Source organism: Stutzerimonas stutzeri, assembly GCF_009789555.1.
Taxonomy (GTDB): Bacteria; Pseudomonadota; Gammaproteobacteria; order Pseudomonadales; family Pseudomonadaceae; genus Stutzerimonas; species Stutzerimonas stutzeri_R.
Genome location: NZ_CP046902.1, coordinates 1190721 through 1204618, shown reverse-complemented (window position 1 = coordinate 1204618; position 13898 = coordinate 1190721). Strand labels below are relative to the sequence as shown.

At 63.9% G+C, this 13898-nt stretch carries 14 protein-coding genes; 7 read left to right on the top strand and 7 right to left on the bottom strand.

The genetic code is table 11. The features are described 5' to 3' along the window. Positions 1 to 5: 5 nt before the first annotated feature. Positions 6 to 1016 carry a type I glyceraldehyde-3-phosphate dehydrogenase gene (gene gap, locus GQA94_RS05605; RefSeq protein ID WP_158187150.1) on the bottom strand — a complete coding sequence of 337 codons (1011 nt, stop codon included), beginning with the start codon at positions 1014 to 1016 and terminating at the stop codon, positions 6 to 8. A gap of 175 nt (positions 1017 to 1191) precedes the next feature. On the opposite strand from gap, the gene GQA94_RS05600 reads away from it, so the two are divergent. The 3 genes from GQA94_RS05600 (at position 1192) to xpt (ending at position 5206) form a co-directional block, all read left to right on the top strand. Beyond that, positions 1192 to 2727, top strand: coding sequence for an alpha-amylase family glycosyl hydrolase (locus GQA94_RS05600; protein ID WP_158187149.1), 1536 nt, complete (start codon positions 1192 to 1194; stop codon positions 2725 to 2727). A 1-nt stretch (position 2728) separates the two neighbouring features. After that, a complete protein-coding gene (locus tag GQA94_RS05595) occupies positions 2729 to 4348 on the top strand; it encodes an alpha-amylase family protein (protein ID WP_158187148.1) in 1620 nt (539 codons plus the stop codon). 285 nt (positions 4349 to 4633) lie between these two features. Beyond that, positions 4634 to 5206 (top strand): xanthine phosphoribosyltransferase, encoded by a 573-nt coding sequence (gene xpt / locus GQA94_RS05590; RefSeq protein WP_158187147.1) that lies wholly within the window; start codon positions 4634 to 4636, stop codon positions 5204 to 5206. Positions 5207 to 5259: 53 nt separating this feature from the next. On the opposite strand, the gene GQA94_RS05585 is transcribed toward xpt, so the two are convergent. The 5 genes from GQA94_RS05585 to dadA all read right to left on the bottom strand — a co-directional run bounded on the left by GQA94_RS05585 (position 5260) and on the right by dadA (position 8790). Then, positions 5260 to 5778, bottom strand: coding sequence for a cupin domain-containing protein (locus GQA94_RS05585; RefSeq protein WP_158187146.1), 519 nt, complete (start codon positions 5776 to 5778; stop codon positions 5260 to 5262). A gap of 137 nt (positions 5779 to 5915) precedes the next feature. Then, a complete protein-coding gene (locus GQA94_RS05580; RefSeq protein ID WP_158187145.1) occupies positions 5916 to 6338 on the bottom strand; it encodes a c-type cytochrome in 423 nt (140 codons plus the stop codon). A 162-nt stretch (positions 6339 to 6500) separates the two neighbouring features. Further along, on the bottom strand, positions 6501 to 7049 hold the full coding sequence (locus GQA94_RS05575; RefSeq protein ID WP_158187144.1) for a cupin domain-containing protein: 549 nt from the start codon (positions 7047 to 7049) through the stop codon (positions 6501 to 6503). A gap of 111 nt (positions 7050 to 7160) precedes the next feature. Next, positions 7161 to 7517 (bottom strand): RidA family protein, encoded by a 357-nt coding sequence (locus GQA94_RS05570; protein ID WP_158187143.1) that lies wholly within the window; start codon positions 7515 to 7517, stop codon positions 7161 to 7163. Continuing rightward, the gene (gene dadA, locus GQA94_RS05565) at positions 7492 to 8790 is read right to left on the bottom strand and encodes a D-amino acid dehydrogenase (RefSeq protein ID WP_158187142.1); all 1299 of its coding nucleotides are present in this window, start codon (positions 8788 to 8790) and stop codon (positions 7492 to 7494) included. Before dadA ends, GQA94_RS05570 begins: the two co-directional genes overlap by 26 nt. 148 nt (positions 8791 to 8938) lie before the next feature. Between dadA and GQA94_RS05560 the strand changes: the two genes are divergently transcribed. The 4 genes from GQA94_RS05560 (at position 8939) to GQA94_RS05545 (ending at position 13366) form a co-directional block, all read left to right on the top strand. Then, positions 8939 to 9427 (top strand): Lrp/AsnC ligand binding domain-containing protein, encoded by a 489-nt coding sequence (locus tag GQA94_RS05560; protein WP_158187141.1) that lies wholly within the window; start codon positions 8939 to 8941, stop codon positions 9425 to 9427. Between the two features lie 82 nt (positions 9428 to 9509). Continuing rightward, positions 9510 to 10820: an NAD(P)/FAD-dependent oxidoreductase gene (locus GQA94_RS05555; protein ID WP_158187140.1), complete on the top strand. Its 1311-nt coding sequence runs from the start codon at positions 9510 to 9512 to the stop codon at positions 10818 to 10820. A 76-nt stretch (positions 10821 to 10896) separates the two neighbouring features. Continuing rightward, the gene (locus GQA94_RS05550; protein ID WP_158190040.1) at positions 10897 to 12432 is read left to right on the top strand and encodes a phospholipase D family protein; all 1536 of its coding nucleotides are present in this window, start codon (positions 10897 to 10899) and stop codon (positions 12430 to 12432) included. A 187-nt stretch (positions 12433 to 12619) separates the two neighbouring features. Then, positions 12620 to 13366, top strand: coding sequence for a hypothetical protein (locus tag GQA94_RS05545; RefSeq protein WP_158187139.1), 747 nt, complete (start codon positions 12620 to 12622; stop codon positions 13364 to 13366). Here the strand turns inward: GQA94_RS05545 and GQA94_RS05540 are convergent, their stop codons facing one another. Continuing rightward, on the bottom strand, positions 13367 to 13891 hold the full coding sequence (locus tag GQA94_RS05540) for a DUF962 domain-containing protein (protein ID WP_158187138.1): 525 nt from the start codon (positions 13889 to 13891) through the stop codon (positions 13367 to 13369). Between the last annotated feature and the right edge of the window lie 7 nt (positions 13892 to 13898).

Here is a 13898-nt window from a genome sequence, read left to right as displayed (position 1 = left end):
CATCGTCAGGCGTCGCCTCTGTCCCAGGCCAGCAACACGTCGAGCATGCGGTTGGAAAACGCCCACTCGTTGTCATACCAGGCCAGCACCTTGACCAACTCGCCCTGAACCCGCGTGTGGTTGAGATCCGCCACGCAGGAGGCCGGATAGCCGAAGAAGTCGCGCGAAACCAGTGGCTGGTCGTTGCACTCCATGACGCCGGGCGGCAACTGCTGCGCGCCTTCGCGCAAGATCCGGTTGACCGCCTCGACACTTTCCGGGGGCCGCTCGGCGGTAAAGGTCAGGTCGACAAGCGAGACATTAGGCGTGGGCACCCGCACAGCCAATCCATCCAGGCGTCCGGCCAGCTCCGGGAGAACCAGGCCGATGGCCTTGGCCGCCCCTGTCGTGGATGGAATGATCGACTCTGCCGCGGCGCGTGCGCGGTAGAGGTCCTTGTGTGCCTTGTCCAGCAGGTTCTGGTCGTTGGTATAGGCATGCACCGTGTTGAGCAGGCCCTGGCGGATGCCAAGGGCCTCATGCAACACCTTGGCCAGCGGCGCAAGGCAGTTGGTGGTGCACGAGGCGTTCGAGATCACGCGTTGGCTACGGTCGAGCCGTTCGTGATTGACGCCATAGACCACCGTCAGATCGGCGCTCTCGAGCGGATGCGAGGCGAACACGCGCGCGGCCCCCGCCTGGAGGTGCTGGTCGATCGATTCGCGTTTCTTGAACTTGCCGGTACATTCCAGCACCACATCGACGCCGAGCTGCTTCCACGGCAGTTGGCCGGGCTCGCGTTCATGCAACAGACGGATCGATTGTCCGCCCACCTGCATCACATCGTCTTGCAGTTCGAGCGGCGTGTGAAAGCGCCCAAAGGTGCTATCGAAACGCGTCAGATGCGCCATCGCGCTCCGGTCGCTGAGGTCGTTGATGGCCACGATCTGAATCTCGTTCTGCAGATTTCGCTCGAACAGGGCACGCAACACGGCTCGGCCGATACGGCCATAACCATTGATAGCAATACGCAACATGGCGGTCTCCCAGGTGTCGTTGAGGCAGTGCAAGGTTAGTCGGAGTATGGGCGGTGGCGTTCAGTACCGTCCGACGGAGATCAACGAACGGGGGAAACCCGAGCACCGTTCGTCGGTCGTACACCTCAACGGGCCCGTTGCGCCGGGCCGGCCAGCACCGGAAAAGGGAACGAGCATGAGCGAGTCAACCCCGCCACCCTGGTGGAAAGGCGCCACCGTCTACCAGATCTATCCGCGCTCCTTCGCCGACAGCGACGGCGATGGCGTCGGTGACCTCAACGGCGTGCTGAATCACCTCGATCACTTGCAATACCTGGGTGTCGACGCCTTGTGGCTATCGCCGATCTTCCGCTCGCCGATGGCCGACGCCGGCTACGACATCAGCGACTACTGCGACGTCGACCCGCTGTTCGGCTCGCTGGCGGACATCGACCGGCTGATCGCCGAGGCGCATGCACGCGGAATCCGGGTGCTGCTCGATTTCGTCCCCAATCACACCTCCGATCAACACCCTTGGTTCATCGAGTCGCGCAGTTCACGAAACAACCCCAAACGCGACTGGTATATCTGGCGAGACGAGCCGAACAACTGGCGCGCCGCGCTCAACGCCGGCAGCGCATGGACCTGGGACGAGCACACCCAGCAGTACTACCTGCACCTGTTCCTGCCCCAGCAGCCAGACCTGAACTGGCGAAACCCCGAGGTAGTCGAGGCGATGCACGGCGTCCTGCGCTTCTGGCTCGATCGCGGCATCGATGGTTTCCGCGTCGACGTCATCCATTGCACGGGCAAAGAGCCGAGCTTTGCAGACGATCCGCGCTGTCTGGCCGGCCAGCCACTGGTCGAGTTCAACGACCAGCCGTACAGCCACGAAGTGCTGCGCGGGCTGCGTCGGCTGGTCGACAGCTATCCCGGCGAGCGGGTGCTGGTGGGCGAAGTCAACATCCGGGCCACCGAGCGGGTCCTGCAGTACTACGGGGCCGGGGACGAGTTGCATATGTCGTTCAATTTCCAGCCGCTTGATGCACCCTGGGAGCCGGTGATGTTCCGCACCTGCATCCGTGACGTCGAAGCGCTGCTGAAACCGGCCAACGCCTGGCCGACCTGGGTGCTGTCCAACCACGACAACTCACGCCAGCGCAGCCGTTATCAGGGCTCGTTGCGCAGCGCCCACGCCGCCGCCGTGCTGTTACTGACCCTGCGCGGCACGCCCTTCATCTACCAGGGTGAGGAATTGGGGCTCGAAGATGCCGTGATCGATCCGGACGAGCAGGTCGACCCCGGCGGTCGCGATGGCGGCCGCGCGCCGATCCCCTGGCTCGCGGCGCCACCCCACGGGTGGTACGGCAGGCCACCGTGGCTCCCGTTCCCGCCGGACAGCGAGGTGCTGGCCGCCGAGCGCCAGCTACGGGAGCCTGACTCGACCCTGGCGCTTTATCGCCGGCTGATTGCCGCGCGCAAGCGCAGTCCGGCCCTGCTTCAGGGTGACTGGGAGGAACTGCCGTCGCATCCGAACGTGCTGGCCTACCGGCGGCAGTTCGGCGACGACCATCGGGTGGTGTGCCTGAACTTCGCCGACCAGCCCCACGCGTTCCCGATCAACGGACGCTGGCAGGTCGAAGTCGCGAGTGATGCCCAAGGCGAAAACGAACCCTACAGCGGCGAACTGGCAGCCGGCCAAGCCCTGATTCTCTGCCCCGAGGAGCACTGACATGCGACCACTGTGGTATCGGAACGCGGTGATCTACCAGATCGATCCGTCACTGTTTCTCGATGTAGACGGTGACGGTTGCGGCGACCTGCGCGGTGTCACCGAGCGCCTGGATTACGTTCGCGGCCTGGGCGCAACGGCCATCTGGCTGATGCCGTTCTACCAGTCGCCCTTCCGCGATGCCGGTTACGATGTGAGCGACCATCTGCAGGTCGATCCACGCTTCGGCGATCTCGCCGATGTGGTGTACCTGCTGGAAAAGGCCGAGGAGCTGGGGCTGCATGTGATGATCGAACTGGTGGTGCAGCACACCTCGATCGAACATCGCTGGTTTCAGGAGGCGCGCCGCGACCGGAACTCGCCCTACCGGGACTACTACCTCTGGGCAGACGAGCCGGACGACAGCATCGAGCCGATCTTCCCCACCGTGGAAGAAAGCGTCTGGACTTGGGACGACGAAGCCGGCCAGTACTATCGCCACCTGTTCTATAGCCATGAGCCGGACCTTAATCTCGGCAACCCCAAGGTGATCAAGGAAATCGAACGGATCATCGCGTTCTGGCTGCGCCTGGGCGTCTCGGGCTTTCGCGTCGACGCCGCCTCGCACCTCGTCGAACAGGCGGGCGGCGGTAACAGCGACAACGGTCAATGGCTGCTCGAACACATGCGCGACTTCGTCACCTTGCGCCGGCCGGAAGCGGTACTGCTGGGTGAGGTCGATGTGGAGCCCGAACAGTACCGCGGCTACTTCGGCGAAGGCGACCGGCTCACGCTGCTGTTGAATTTCTGGGCCAACAACCATTTCTTTCTCTCGCTGGCACGCAGCGAGGCGCAGCCCTTGCATCGGGCGCTCGAGCACCAGCCGGAGCCGCCGGAGCGCGCGCAGTACGCGATCTGGCTGCGCAACCACGACGAACTGGACCTGGAGCGGCTGACCGACGACGAGCGTGAGGAAGTCATGCAGGCCTTCGCTCCACAACCCGAAATGCGCGCCTACAATCGAGGGATTCGCCGGCGCCTGGCACCCATGCTCGACGGCGATGAGCGCCGCATCGCCATGGCCCACGCATTGCTGTTCGCGCTGCCGGGTACGCCCATCGTCCGTTATGGCGAAGAAATCGGCATGGGCGACGACCTCGCGCGCCCCGAGCGTCTGGCGGTCCGTACACCCATGCAATGGTCCAACGAGCCCAACGCCGGATTCTCCTGCGCCGCCGCATCGCAGCTGGCGGCGCCGCTGATCGAGGAAGGGACGTTCGGCTTCCGTCAGCGGAACGTCTATGCGCAGACCCTGCGCGACGACTCGCTGCTGTCCAAGACAGGCAACATGATTCGCACCCGCATAGGCCTGCGCGAGATCGGCGGCGGTCAGCATCGCCCGGTCGAGACGGGTTGCCCGTCAGTCTTCGCCATCCGCCATGACAACGGCTCGACCGTACTCATGCTGGTGAATCTGGCGGACCAGGAGGTCGAGATTGAAATCGCCGAGCACGACCTGCAGGACATGGTGGACGTACTGGCCGACAGCGACTACGAGCAGCCTCAGGGTCACCCGCTGCGGATCCATCTGGCCGGCTACGGCTATCGGTGGCTGCGCCGCAAGCAACAGCTGTTTGGCTAAAGGATGGCAAACGCCACGCAGCCAGGAGGTGGCATGCCTCTCGATACCGGGCGGTGTCGGGCGGTCCACCACCTATCGGCCGCAACGCCTGGCGGAACGCTCCACTTGGACCCACGCATGGAATTGAGCGAGAATGCGCGGCTTTCCAGGCCGAGGTACAGGCTGGCGAATGGATGCAGGACCGAAACGGGCTGGGCGCTCGCCAACATGGCGCAGCGCCCGGTCGGCTTTCGGGACGGCGAATCGTCAGGGTGCCGGGCCGCCCACGCTTGAGGTAGCGCGTTCGTGGAACAGCTGAAACAGAAAATCCGCAATGAAGGCATCGTACTCTCCGACCGAGTACTCAAGGTCGATGCGTTCCTGAACCACCAGATCGACCCGGTGCTGATGCAGCAGATCGGTCAGGAATTCGCCCGGCGGTTCCGCGACCAGAACATCACCAAGATCGTCACCATCGAAGCCTCCGGCATCGCTCCTGCGATCATGGCGGGGCTGGAACTCGGCGTGCCGGTGATTTTCGCCCGCAAGCACCAGTCGTTGACGCTGACCGACCACCTGCTGACCGCTTCGGTCTATTCCTTCACCAAGCAGGTCGAAAGCACCATCGCGATTTCCACCACCCATCTGTCCGACGCGGACCGCGTATTGATCATTGATGACTTCCTGGCCAACGGCAAAGCCGCCAAGGGTCTGATTTCGATCATCCAGCAAGCCGGCGCCAGCATTGCGGGGCTCGGGATCGTCATCGAGAAGTCGTTCCAGGCGGGCCGCCAGGAGCTGGAAGAAGCAGGCTTCCGTGTCGAATCACTGGCTCGCGTCGCCGCGCTCAGCGACGGTCAGGTGATCTTCGTCGACTAGCACGCCGTTCGGCGCTGCGCCGCGATCGCGGCGCAGGCCTTTTGGCACGCGCTTCACTCGCGACGCCACAGGTCGACCAGCGCGCCCTGGGTACCGGCAACCGGATCGCTCACCGGCACGCCGACCCGCTCAGCGCGCGCTCGCGCTTCATCGTGGTTGCGCGCGTCCGGACGCAGCAGATCGTACTGCTGATCGACCGGATAGCCGCCCACCACTTCGAAATCATCGCTTGCGCTGAGCTGGCAGTGGCCGGTACCGGCCGGTAGCACCAGCGCGTCTCCGGCACGCACTTCCACTTCCTGCCCCTGCTCGCCGCCGAGCATCAACCGCGCCGAGCCGCGCGAAACGCCGAGCACCTCATGCGCCGTGGAGTGAAAGTGGTGATAGTCGTAAACGCCCGCCCGCCATTGCGCGGGCCAGAGATGACTGTCGAACAGGCCTTCGAAGGCAGCGGCATAGTCGCCACCGGCCAGTGGCAACTGGCGGTACAGCAGGACCGGGTGCGGGCTGTTGGGCGTGCGCCCGTCGCTGGCGAAACGCAGTTGTTCGGGTTGCGGGGCAGAACTGGGCATGGGCACCTCGCGCAAGCTCGTGAGCCAAGGTATCGGGCTCGGACATGGACTCCCATTTCGACCGGCTGCCGCGCCGCTTTACTCCCCGCTGAAACGACAAAGCCGCCCGGAGGCGGCTTCGTCTGACCGGCTGAACCTTACAGACCGGACATATGCTGGATGGCGGCCTTCAGTTCGTCATCCGAGCAATCGCCACAGGTACCTTTCGGCGGCATGGCGTTGATACCGCTGATGGCGTGCTTGAGCAGGCCGTCCAGGCCGCCGGCCGCATCGGCGCGTGCCGACCAGGCTGCGCTGTCGCCAGTCTTCGGTGAGTTCAAGAGACCGGAGCCATGGCAGGCCGTACAGAACTTGCCATAGACATCCGCGCCACTGCGCGCGCCACCGCCAGCTGCGGCAGTCGCAGCGCCAGCAGCGGCGCACTCCTCACCTTGAATACATACTTCACCCACCGGCTTGAGTCGCTCGGCGATGGCGTCGTTGGTCGCAGCCTGAGCGCTCACTGCCCACAGGGCCACTACGGCAGTCTGTGCTACCAGGATCTTCTTAATCAGGTTCACCTTACACCCTCATGTGGCTAGACACGCCCGCGGCCACGGTTACGCGAGCGGCGGCTAGTATAGCGGCAAGCCATGCTTGCCGAAACAACCCGTGTTGCGCAGGTCTCGTCAGCGACGCTGTGTCGCAGCACGACGCGCCAGAGTCCTGGACCGATACCGGCATCAGAAGTTGGCCGGTGTCGTAGCGCTGATCAGCCTGGCAGGCGCATCGAAGGGATTGCGAAAGCGATGCGGCTTGTTGCTGTCGAAGTAATAACTGTCACCGGTTTCGAGCACGTAGGTCTGCCCACTGACGGTCAGCTCCAGGCGCCCCTCGACCAGCATGCCGGCCTCTTCGCCCTGATGGGCAAGCATGTCCGTGCCGGTATCCGCGCCGGGCGGATAGGTCTCGGCAAGAAACGCGATGGCGCGCCCCGGATGCGCCTTGCCGACGAGTTTCATGCTCACCGCACCGTCGGAAATATCGATCAGCTCACCCGCCTTGTAGACTACCTGGGTGTCACTTTCCTGCTCGAAATCTGGCGAGAAGAACTCGACCAGCGACATGGGGATGCCACTGAGCACCTTCTTCAGCGAGCTGATGGAGGGGCTGACACTGTTCTTTTCGATCATCGAAATCGTGCTGTTGGTAACGCCTGCACGTTTGGCCAGCTCACGCTGGGAAAGTCCCTTGAGTTTACGGATGGTTTGCAGTCGAACACCGACGTCCAATACGGGAGCCCCCAATCAAGCGCGAAAAGCAGAGGTCGCTATGATGGCGAGGGCGTTCAGTATTTTCAACACGGCAGGACGAAATGACCTGCCTGCGATAATCCGGGCGGATCATTCGGGCAGCGCGGCCACCACTGACAGCTCCACCAGAATCTCCGGCTCGCACAGTTTGGCTTCGACGGTAGCCCGCGCCGGCGCAACGCCCTCGGGCAGCCATTGATCCCAAACGGCGTTCATGCCGGCGAAATCCGCATCGATGTCCTTCAGGTAGATGGTCACCGACAGGATGTGCTGCTTGTCGGTACCCGCCTGACGCAGCAGCCGCTCGATATTGTCCAGCGTTTCGCGGGTCTGCTGCTCGATGCCCGCGTTCATGTCTTCACCGACTTGCCCGGCCAGGTAGACCGTGTCGCGGTGGATGACGATCTGACTCATGCGCGAATTAGTGTGCAGGCGCTGTATGGGCATGCTTGCGGGACTCCTTGGTCGTGCCGTAACGAGAAATATCCAGGCCATCGGTGCTGATCTGGGTGCGCTTTTTCGCCAACAGGTCGGCGAGCAGGCGGCCGGAACCGCAGGCCATGGTCCAGCCAAGCGTACCGTGTCCAGTGTTCAGATACAGGTTGCGATAAGCCGTGGCGCCAACGATCGGCGTGCCATCCGGGGTCGCGGGGCGCAACCCGGTCCACAACTGCGCATTGCTCGGGTCGCCTCCCAGCGGAAACAAATCGCCGACGACCCTCTCCAGGGTCTCGCGCCGCCGCGGATTCAACGACAGGTCGTGACCGGCAATCTCGGCCATGCCGCCCACCCGGATCCGCTGTTCGAAGCGGGTGATGGCAACCTTGTAGGTTTCATCGAGCACCGTCGAGACCGGCGCCATGGCCGGGTCGCTGATCGGCACGGTGAGCGAGTAGCCCTTGAGCGGGTAGACCGGCGCGCGGATACCCAGCGGCTTGAGCATCTGCGGGCTGTAGCTACCCAGCGCCAGCACATAGCGATCGGCCTTTTCCAGCGTGCCGTCGATCCAGACACCGTCGAGACGATCACCCGAATGCTCCAGACGCTGGATGTTCTGGTTGAAGCGAAACTGCACGCCCAACTGGCGCGCCATCTCGGCCAGCCGGGTGGTGAACATCTGGCAGTCGCCGGTCTGGTCGTTGGGCAGGCGTAGCGCGCCGCTGAGCGTGTCCGACACCCGCCCGAGCGCCGGCTCCACCCGGGCAATGCCGGCTCGATCGAGCAGCTCGTAGGGCACGCCCGAGGCGTCGAGCACGGCAATGTCCTTGGCCGCATTGTCCAGTTGCGCCTGGGTACGAAACAGCTGGGTCGTCCCCAGCTGTCGACCTTCATAGTCGATGCCGGTCTCGGCGCGCAGCTCGTTCAGGCAGTCGCGGCTGTATTCGGACAGCCGCACCATGCGCTCCTTGTTGACCGCATAGCGCGCCGCCGTGCAGTTGCGCAGCATCTGCGCCATCCACACGTACTGCTGTGGATCGCCGGTGAGCTTGATGGCCAGCGGCGCGTGGCGCTGCATCAGCCATTTGATGGCTTTCAGCGGCACACCAGGTGCGGCCCAGGGCGAGGCGTAACCGGGAGAGACCTGGCCGGCGTTGGCAAAACTGGTTTCCATCGCCACCGCAGACTGCCGATCGACCACCACCACCTCGAAGCCAGCACGCGCCAGATAGTAGGCACTGGTGGTGCCGATCACGCCGCCGCCCATTACCAGAACACGCATCGCCGCCTCCCATCCGTCAGTTGACGGACTTTTTCAAGTCACTGTTGAGGCGAGTATAAAAAGCCGTGCGCAGTGGTTTTCGCTATATAACGCGCTATCTTTACGATTTATTCACGCCACAAACGCCATTATCAGAGGCGATACGCCTATGCGGACCCAACATCAAACCCGCCGCGAGCTGGACAAGCTCGACCGCCAGATCCTCCGCCTGCTGCAAGCCGAAGGGCGAATGCCATTCACCGAGCTGGGTGAACGCATCGGCCTCTCCACCACGCCCTGCACCGAGCGCGTCCGCCGGCTGGAGCGCGAGGGCATCATCATGGGCTATACCGCACGGCTGAATCCGCAACACCTCAAGGCGGGCTTGCTGGTATTCGTCGAGATCAGCCTGGCCTACAAGTCCGGTGACATTTTCGAGGAGTTCCGCCGCGCCGTGCTCAAGCTGCCGCACGTGCTTGAATGCCACCTGGTTTCCGGCGACTTCGACTACCTGATCAAGGCGCGGATTTCGGAAATGGCGTCCTATCGGAAGCTGCTGGGCGACATCCTGCTCAAGCTGCCGCATGTGCGCGAATCGAAGAGCTACATCGTCATGGAAGAAGTGAAGGAATCGCTCGAACTGCCGGTGCCGGACTGACGCGCCGGTTGCCCGGCGTCTTTTGCCCTGCAACCACGGTCCGGTCTACCCTTCGGGCCAGGCACACCGTCCAAGGCTCGACATGATGACCCGGCAGATCGCCGCCCAGGCACAGAATCACGCCCCCTCCTACTACGCCGCCAGCACCAATCGCGCGCTCGCCTTCGCCCCGCTGCAAGGCGAGCAAGAGGCGGACGTCTGCATCGTCGGCGGCGGGTTCAGCGGGCTCAACACCGCCATCGAACTCGCCGAGCGTGGCCTTTCGGTGGTGCTGCTCGAAGCGCACCGGATCGGCTGGGGCGCCAGCGGCCGCAACGGTGGCCAGCTGATCCGCGGTGTCGGCCACGATGTCGAACAGTTCCTGCCGGTACTGGGCGAGGCAGGCGTGGACGCGCTCAAGCACATGGGGTTCGAAGCCGTCGACATCGTCCGCCAACGCATCGAACGCTACGCCATCGACTGCGACCTGAGCTGGGGCTATTGCGACCTGGCCACCAAGACGCGGCATCTCGACGGCTTCCAGGCGGAGTACGCCGATCTCCAGCGCCTGGGCTATGCGCATCCGCTGCGCCTGGTGCCGGGTCACGAAATGCGTGAGGTGATCGGCTCTGATCGCTACCTCGGCGGATTGGTCGACATGGGCTCCGGGCATCTGCACCCACTGAACCTGGCGTTGGGCGAAGCGGCCGCCGCGCAGTCGCTGGGCGTGCGGTTGTTCGAGCAGTCCATCGTGGAGCGGATCGACCATGGCCAGCAGGTTCGCGTACACACGGCACAGGGCTGCGTGCGCGCGCAGCAACTGGTGCTGGCCGGCAACGCCTATCTGGGAAATCTCGACCGGACGCTGGCGGGCAAGGTGCTGCCTGCCGGTAGTTACATCATTGCCACCGAACCGTTGCCCGAGGCGCTCGGGCACGAATTACTGCCCCAGAACATGGCCGTCTGCGATCAGCGGGTCGCACTGGATTACTTCCGCCTCTCGGCCGATGGCCGCCTGCTGTTCGGCGGCGCCTGCCACTACTCGGGCCGCGATCCGAAAGACATCGCCCGCTACATGCAGCCGAAGATGCTCAAGGTATTTCCACAGTTGCAGGGCATCGGCATCGACTACCAGTGGGGCGGCATGATCGGCATCGGTGCGAACCGGTTACCGCAGATCGGGCGACTCGCCGGGCAACCCAACGTCTACTACGCCCAGGCCTATTCGGGCCACGGCCTGAACGCCACGCACCTGGCCGGGCGGCTGCTCGCCGAGGCCATCTGCGGCCAGCTGCAGGGTCGCTTCGACCTGTTCGCCCGGGTGCCGCACCCGACCTTTCCCGGAGGTCAGCGGCTGCGTTCACCGCTGCTGGCGCTGGGCATGCTCTGGTATCGGTTCAAGGATCTGTTCTGAATTTCGCCGTTTCGCTGACGTCCAATCGCAAGGACCGATAACAACGAAAAAGGAGCGGACCTTGCGCATACTGCTGATGTTTGTAGCGGCGCTGTTACTGGTTGGATGCGCCGGGCCAATTACGCCCGCACCGCCATCCTATGCGCTGTCGAACCCGGACTCGGGGCTGGCCCAGCGGGTCGAAGCGCTGGCTGCCGAGCGCCCCGCCGGGCATTCGGGCTTCCGCTTGCTGCCCTTGAGCGCCGAAGCGTTCGCCGCACGAATCAGGATGATCCGCGCCGCCGAAAACACCCTCGACGTGCAGTACTACATCGTCCACGACGGCCTCAGTACGCGCGCGCTGATCGACGAATTGCTCAAGGCCGCCGATCGCGGCGTCAGGGTCCGCCTGCTGCTCGATGACACAGCCAGTGACGGCAGCGATTACCAGATCGCCACCCTGGCGGCTCATCCGAACATCCTCATTCGCGTCTTCAACCCGCTGCACGTGGGCCGCAGTAACGTGTTCACGCGTTCGCTGGGCCGGCTGCTGAAGTTGTCGCAACAACACCGGCGCATGCACAACAAGCTGATGCTGGCCGACAGCAGCCTGGCGATCGTTGGCGGTCGCAACCTCGGTGACGAATATTTCGATGCTGATAAAGGTCTGAACTTCACCGACATCGACCTGCTCGGCGCCGGGCCGGTTGCGCGACAGTTGGCGACCAGCTTCGATCAATACTGGAACCACGATCTCAGTGTGCCCATCCAGCATTTTCTGCGGCGCCCGCCTCGCGTCTCGGCGCTAGACGATGCGCGCAGAGAGATCACGCGGTATCTGGAGGCCGAGCGTCAGCGTGACCCCAAGCGCTACCATCACCTGACGGCTGATCTGGACGACGCCCCGCTGGCCCAATGGCTACAGCAACTGACCTGGGCGCCCGGTGAAGCCATGTGGGATCACCCGGACAAGATCAACGCGCCCGGCATTCCTGATGAACACCTGCTGCTGACCACCCGGCTGCAACCGAGCCTGGAGGCGGTCAGCCGAGAGATGACGCTGATTTCAGCCTACTTCGTGCCCACCGACGACGGCGTGAGCTACTTGACCCGCCAGGCCGACAAGGGCGTGGCCATCCGTATTCTGACCAACTCGCTGGAGGCGACCGACGTACCGCTCGTCCATGGCGGCTACGCGCCCTACCGTCGCCCGCTGCTCGAGGCCGGCGTGCGACTGTTCGAACTGCGCCGGCAGCCCGATCAGGAAGCGTCCTACAACCTGGGCGGCGAGTCGGAGTCCAGCCTGCACAGCAAGGCGGCGGTATTCGACCGGCAGGAGGTGTTCCTCGGCTCGTTGAATTTCGACCCCCGCTCGATTCTCTGGAACACGGAAGTCGGCGTTCTGATCGAAAGTCCCGAGTTAGCCAGCGAGGTCCAGCGACTGACCCTGGAAGGGACCTCGCCATCGGTCAGCTACGAAGTGCGGCTCGTCGAAGTCGATGGCCGCAAGCGCCTGGTCTGGATCGCCGAAGACCAGGACCGGCGCAAGGTCCTGCTGGACGAGCCTGGCGGTGCCTGGCGCCGCTTCAATGCCTGGTTCAGTCAGATGATCGGGCTTGAGCGCATGCTCTAGGCGAGCGCAGCGCGACCACAGCGAAGCGGCAGCGTTGCAGGGCGTTCCGGCCAATGTTGCCTGCCAATTTGCCGCTGTGCTTGATTTCATTCCTTCGAGTGATAACAAGATGCCTCTACCTGACTAGGCTGCCGTACCGATGCCGGACACGGCACATTGCTTCTATAAAAATAAAAAGGAGCGCGACATGCATCGCAAATGGATATGGATGGCGGTTGTTCTGGCGAGCTGGTTCCCGGCGCTGTTCAATTCCGCCCAGGCTCAGACCTTCACCACACTCGAAAGCATGCAGATTCATGCCAACCGCGCCACCAGCAGCCTGCTCCTGTACCGCGGCGAGGGCTTTCAGAAAGCGCACCTCGCCCGCATGGAAAACGACCTCAGGGCACTGGCCGACACGGTAGGCACCTTCGCTGGCGCGAGCAGCGAACTGCTCGAACTGCATGCAGCGCTGCAAGCCACGTTGCGCGAAGGCGCAGGCTTCGGCCATGCAGAAGACGACATGCCATGGGGCTGGCCGCTGCAGATGAGCAAGGCGCTACGTGACTTCCTTACCGCGGTACGCAGCCAGCAGGGAGCGGATTTCCGTGCCGAACTGCCCGCCAAGGTGGAATACCTGACCGTTCAGTACCTGAGCCGTGCCTACGTGGGCTCCTTCGAAACCGCTCGGGAGCAACCGGACACCTACCTCGGCCAGGACGAGAGACGCCTGGTTCCTTCCATCGACGAGCAATTGGCGGCGCTGGACGGCCAGGGGAACCCAGCGATAGCGAAGCTGAAGACACGCTGGGATTTCCTCAAGGTTGCCCTCGAAGACATGAATAGCGGGAACAACAGCTTCAATACCGCTTCCGGGCGCCCCTTCGCGCCCATCATGGTCGACCGCCACGCCCGCAGCCTCAGCGACCAGTGGATGGCGTTATCGCCCAACTGATCAGGCATCGACCGGGCGCTGGCGCAGCCGTACCGGTCCGACGCGCGCCTCGATGGCGTGACGCAGCGGCTCGCGCAAACCGAGCATGAAGCCCAGCTCGGCCGCGACGAACAGCGGGCCGATGATCAGCCCGCTCAGATCATCCACGAACGCCGGTTTACGCCCTTCGAAGTAGTGACCGACGAACTGGATGATCCAGCCCACCACGAACAGGCCGATGCCTGCGCCCAGCCAGAGCGCCGTCGACTGCTGCGCCAGTCGTGCGCCGCCCCAGACGCACAGCAGCAACACTACGCCCATGAGCATGCCGAAGCGCAGGTCCAGCCGCAGATAGAACAGGGTGGCGGCCGCCGCGACCAGGGCAACCGGGCTCAACCACAACCCGCCAATGTCGACGCCGGGCCGCGACAGCAGCACCGCGACGGCCAGCACGATCATCGGAATGCCGATGAAATGGCTGAGCAGATTGCGCGGATCGCGATGGTAGGCCGCGTATTGCGCCAAATGGTCGGTCAGGGTTTTCATGGGTGAG